General features: G+C 55.9%; 3 protein-coding genes. 2 read left to right on the forward strand and 1 reads right to left on the reverse strand.

All coding sequences use genetic code 11. From position 1 onward, the window contains the following. Positions 1 to 373 (reverse strand): prepilin peptidase (locus I6F17_RS37295; protein WP_225132263.1); only part of this gene is annotated, 373 nt, incomplete at its 3' end. Between the two features lie 1,488 nt (positions 374 to 1,861). Between I6F17_RS37295 and I6F17_RS37300 the strand changes: the two genes are divergently transcribed. Together I6F17_RS37300 and I6F17_RS37305 are read left to right on the forward strand one after the other, a co-directional pair. Then, positions 1,862 to 3,145: a M20/M25/M40 family metallo-hydrolase gene (locus I6F17_RS37300; protein WP_158284322.1), complete on the forward strand. Its 1,284-nt coding sequence runs from the start codon at positions 1,862 to 1,864 to the stop codon at positions 3,143 to 3,145. A gap of 30 nt (positions 3,146 to 3,175) precedes the next feature. Continuing rightward, positions 3,176 to 4,882, forward strand: a complete 1,707-nt coding sequence (locus I6F17_RS37305; RefSeq protein WP_225132264.1) for a M4 family metallopeptidase — start codon at positions 3,176 to 3,178, stop codon at positions 4,880 to 4,882. Positions 4,883 to 4,986: the final 104 nt, after the last annotated feature.

A 4,986-nucleotide genomic window follows, 5' to 3' on the forward strand; every position in this document is an offset into this window, starting at 1 on the left:
GCCCGACCATATGGAGGCAGAGTACGACGAACAGCGCCGCGACGCTTGCGGCAAGCAACAGAATCGGGAAGTCGAATAGTCCAGTCCAAAGCGTAGCGGCGGCGAGGAACTTGACGTCACCAAGGCCGAGCCCTTGTATGCTGCGCCAACGGAAGTAGAGTTCTCTCAACAGCAGGAGCAGGGCAGCGATTATTAGGCCTTGGCTGCCCGCGATCAGTGGACCAAGAGCCCCCTCCATCGCAAACGTCCTCGCAAGTCCCAGCGCTGCGATCAAGCCGTTGATCCAATCAGGGATGATGCCATGGCGGAGATCGGTCCAGATCAGCCAGCCACACGCAAACAGCAGCAGCGTGCAGCAGATCGCGTCAGTCAAGTCTGTCATGAAGGGTGCGGCATGACGACAACATGGAGCGGCGGTTCACAATGCGAGCGGGGGCCACCAAGATCGACCGCGGCGATCCAGCTTCCCAGCGCCGGGGTGACCAGAGCGCGCGCGTTGCCACCGGGACTCGGTTCGGCAGAACTTAAAGGTGAGCGCCATGAGAATGTAATTGCGATGCACATAGGGATGCTACGACCTTAGCCGGGCCGCAACCGGCATGCAATGACTGAGGCGGGACGCTGCTGCACCGGTCGCCCACGGTCAAATGCCGGTGACGGTAGTCCGCGCACAACAGCGGCGTGGGAATGCGTAGCGCAGTGGCGAGCAGCAACCAAGCAAGGGAATCATCCCGCATTCATCCCGCTCATGGCGCGCCTTTTCGAGCTTCTTTGGATCGTCATTCGCCTCAGAGGGCGAGTGGCGGTTTCGTCACACACAAAGCAGCTAACCACAGGTCGGCCTCCCGGGTTTGACCGCACAAGGGTAGTCCCGACGAGGATTCGACATCAGCGACACATTCACTCGACCTGCTCTGCAGGCCCTCGGCCGCGGCGGAAAAGAATAGTTTCGTCTCGATTGAGTCCCCCTCGACAACAACGGCGATCCAGGCCCTCGGAGTGCCACATTACAATTTTCATCCTCCTCCCCGCAAGCGGCGCGTCTGGAGAATGTAGCGCTGGCAGCCCGATCTGCGGGGACCATCTAATGAACGCACGCGCATTTACAACGAGGCCCTGGCGCTAAGGTCTCGAGTGGATGCCCCCTGCCACACGCAGAATATGGCGCAGTGAGAATATGATCCGCGTCGCTCCGGCAACGCTGGCAGCCGTCCGAATTCGAGTAGCTCAGGCCTGCTCTCATGCGAACGGTCCTGTTTGAATTAGCGGCAACTCGGTGCGGCTGAGTAGGACAAAGTCTCCCACACCGGCCCGCCCGGCCATTACAAAGTGCTCGCCGGCGTTCAGTTGCCGCTGGCGCAACCCCCTGTGAGCGCCGGGTCGTTCTGAACGATCCAACACAAGCATAAAGCTGGCTACTTGCGTGACCTCGAGAATGGCGGCAGGGCTAGTTTGGTTCTCCATTTAAACAGAACTTGATGGCGCCGGATCCCCACGGCCGGCTCCCGGTCCTGCAATTCGGTGCGCTCAGCGGCACCGGTTGCACAGTATCTGAATAGTCGCGATTTCGTCGCTAACTCTGCAACGAATGTCGGTCACTAGCCGTGCCGATGGTCAGGTTTAGCCCAATACCGAGCTACGACGCACTAAGATGCTACGAAGCACGAGTAATGTTGGAGTTTCGATTTGGCACGCCGCTTGCTCTGTTCGCGCGACCACAGCAACTCTCGCAGAGAACATCATCTTCAGGCGGACCGGCCGCGATTCATCGCTAAACGACTGGTTGTCCGGAAGCTGCTGTGACGGTGTGTAGCGTGGTTGCGTCATCAGCATGCTCATGCGTCGGCGAAAAGGAGTAGACATGAAAGGAATGAGTGGCTCAAAGACAATTCTAACTGCTTTAGCCATGTTGCTGGTGGGTGGTCCCTATACTTATGCACAATCCTCAAGGCTTTGGGTTGTCACTAGCGACAATGTGGCAGCTGCCGCGCAGCGGTCTCTTGCGAGCCGACAATCAGTTGCGGACGATCTCGTTGTTCCCACGTTTCAAGTGATCAACGGCATGTCGGTTGCTGACATCGCTGAAAAAGACCTGGACAGGTTTTCTAATTGGATGCGCAGCGCATGCCCGCGCTGCGGCGGCTTCACTGTCCACGCCTCGCGCGAGGCAGCCCTCAAGGAGGTGGACAACCCAGCTTACAAGCCCGGATTTCGCTACTTAGCTCCCCTTCCGGAGACGCTTGATCAGCAGAGTGCCGTGAGGCGCGCCCTTGAGCGGGTTAAGGGCGATAAGATCCTCAACACGATCACAATGCTCCAAGGTTTCGGGACGCGACACTTCGAAACGTCCAAAGGGCAAGAAGCGGCTGAGTTTGTTCGTAGAGAATGGGAGAGCATGGGACAGGAGCGTCCGGACTTCACGGTCGCGCTATTTTCGCACGGCTGGGTTCAGAACTCGGTTATCGGAACAATCCGAGGCGCGTCCCGGCCGGATGAAGTAGTGGTGATTGGCGCGCATATCGACTCTATTAATTGGAAGAATAAAGATAACCCCAAAGAGAACGCGCCTGGTGCTGACGACGACGCATCCGGAGTCGCGGTCGTCACAGAGGCGCTTCGTGTGCTGATGGAAACGGGATTCAAACCGCAGCGGACTATTAAGTTTATGGCCTACTCGGCCGAAGAGGTAGGGCTTCGAGGTTCCGCTGAAATCGCGGACAGGTACGCGGCCGAAAGTAAAGGCCAAAAGGTAATTGCGGCCTTGCAGTTTGACATGACCGGCTTCAATTCCGGCCGGGACACCCGGGACATCTACCTGGTGAACCAATACACCAGCCCCGAACTAAATGGTTTTCTCACGAAGCTCCTAAAGGAATACAACCATTCTGGTGCTCATGCGATCACGCACGGTGAAACTAAGGGCTGCTACGCATGCTCTGATCATGCCTCGTGGACGCGAAATGGCATCCGCGCAGCCTGGCCGTTCGAGGCTCCGCTCAAAGAGAGCAATCCATACATTCACACCTCGGAGGACGTGGTCTCCAAGTTGGATGCAACAAAAGCCGCCCGCTTCGCCAAGCTCGCCATTGAGTTTCTGATCGAAACGGCAAAAGGCGTCGATGGTCGTGAGAGCTATCGCAACTGACGATGGGAGAGATGACATTGGATATGCAGGTTGAGCCAGATCGCAGCAATTACGTTCGCTACTTTCAATGCAGCGACGCGATTAATCGAGCTTGAGGAGAGTGTAATGCGTCATAACCGTGTCCACGCACTGGCGTGCTTTGTATTGGGTGCCTCGCTAGGGTCAGCTACCGCCGCCGAGATCCGTGAGGTGAACAAGGTTGTACCTCAAACCAGTCCCCTAGCTGAAATAGCTCAAGGAAGATCACCTGAGGCCTCCGTTGCCGGATTGCTCGAGCTCGATACTTCTTCGTCGCTTAAGGCGCTGCCTAACCGTTCCGGCGCCACTCTCCGCCTTGAGCAGCAGCACAACGGAATTCCCGTGTGGGGCCAGCAGATCGTTGCCGAGAGATCTGCTGATGGCACGAGAATTGTTGCCATAAGCGGAACTGCCGCCTACGATTTAGGTCCGGCCCTGACCGCGAAGATCACCAAGCAGCAGGCGCTTCAAAAAGCTAAGGAGATTGTACTCTCCTCTGCCCCTACGCTTCGCGCGAGCAGCTACGAAAACGAAGAGGCCGATCTCGTGTATCTCGTTCAAAAGAAGGGCGAGGTCCGGCTTGTGTACCGCACGTCGTTCTTTACAACTGTCCGGGACGGCACAGCAGGCCCACGCCCGACACGTCCTGTGTTGTTCATCGATGCTATTACTGGCGAAACTGTGAGTTCCTATGAAAACCTACAACACGCACAAAGAGGAACGGGGCCTGGCGGAAATGCCAAGACTGGCCAGTACACCTATGGAAGCGAAACCGTTCCGCCTTTCGAAGTGAGCGAGCAGGGCAGCATCTGTGAAATGGATAGCCCAGATGTTTTCACCGAGCACATGAACTACTCTGTAGAAGGTACGAACAAGCCTTTTGCGTTTAGGTGTTACAACAACGCAGGGGATAATATCAATGGCGCGTTCTCACCGCTGAATGATGCCCAATTTTTCGGGCAGGTTGTTGTGGACATGTATAGGGACTGGTACGGCGTCAGTCCTTTGAAGCAGAAACTGCATTTGCGCGTACACTTCTCCAGGAATGAGGACACCGCATTTTGGAATGGCAGCTCAATGACGTTTGGCGATGGGAAAGCGATGTTCTACCCTCTGGTGGGCTTGGATGTTGTTGCCCATGAAGTGTCGCATGGTTTCACAGAGCAGAATTCGAACCTCGAATATCAGTACCAGTCAGGTGGTATGAATGAGTCGTTTTCCGACATGGCAGGAGAAGCTGCCGAATCCTATTACTTCCAGAAGTATGGCAATACATTCGGAAGATCGGGGTCTGACTTGACCGTGGGGGCGGATGTTACCAAAAAAGCTGGGACGTCTTTGCGATATATGTGCGACCCGCCACAGGATGGCTACTCTATAGACCACGTCTCCAAATACTCTGATCGACTGGACGTTCACCATTCCAGTGGAATTTATAACAAGGTGTTTTGTATCCTAAAACGCTCTGGTTGGGATATCAGGAAGGCATTCCACACGTTTGTTGTCGCGAATCAAGACTACTGGACTTTGAACGCCACGTTTCAAAATGGTGCCGAAGGGGTGCTCCGGGCGGCGGATAAACTGAAGTATGAAACCAAAGATGTCGTTTTTGCATTTGATCAAGTAGGGATTAGCTGCGCGATGGCTGCATCCCGGGGCGAAGACAAACCGCGTTGGGTCTGTGACTCTGACCGGACCGCTGCCGGCTCGGTAAACTGACGGCGTATGGCTTCCTAGGCCAGGACCAGATCCCGTTCCTAAAACCTGCGGCATGCAATAAGAACTCCACCGATGCAGTCCGGTGCCGGGTGGAGTTGTTGTAG

It is taken from the genome of Bradyrhizobium sp. NBAIM18 (assembly GCF_020193825.1).
Taxonomy (GTDB): Bacteria; Pseudomonadota; Alphaproteobacteria; order Rhizobiales; family Xanthobacteraceae; genus Bradyrhizobium; species Bradyrhizobium yuanmingense.

Bases quoted from the DNA above. Each gene is read 5' to 3' on its own strand.
- I6F17_RS37300 (WP_158284322.1), top strand. From the start codon at position 1,862: ATGAAAGGAATGAGTGGCTCAAAGACAATTCTAACTGCTTTAGCCATG.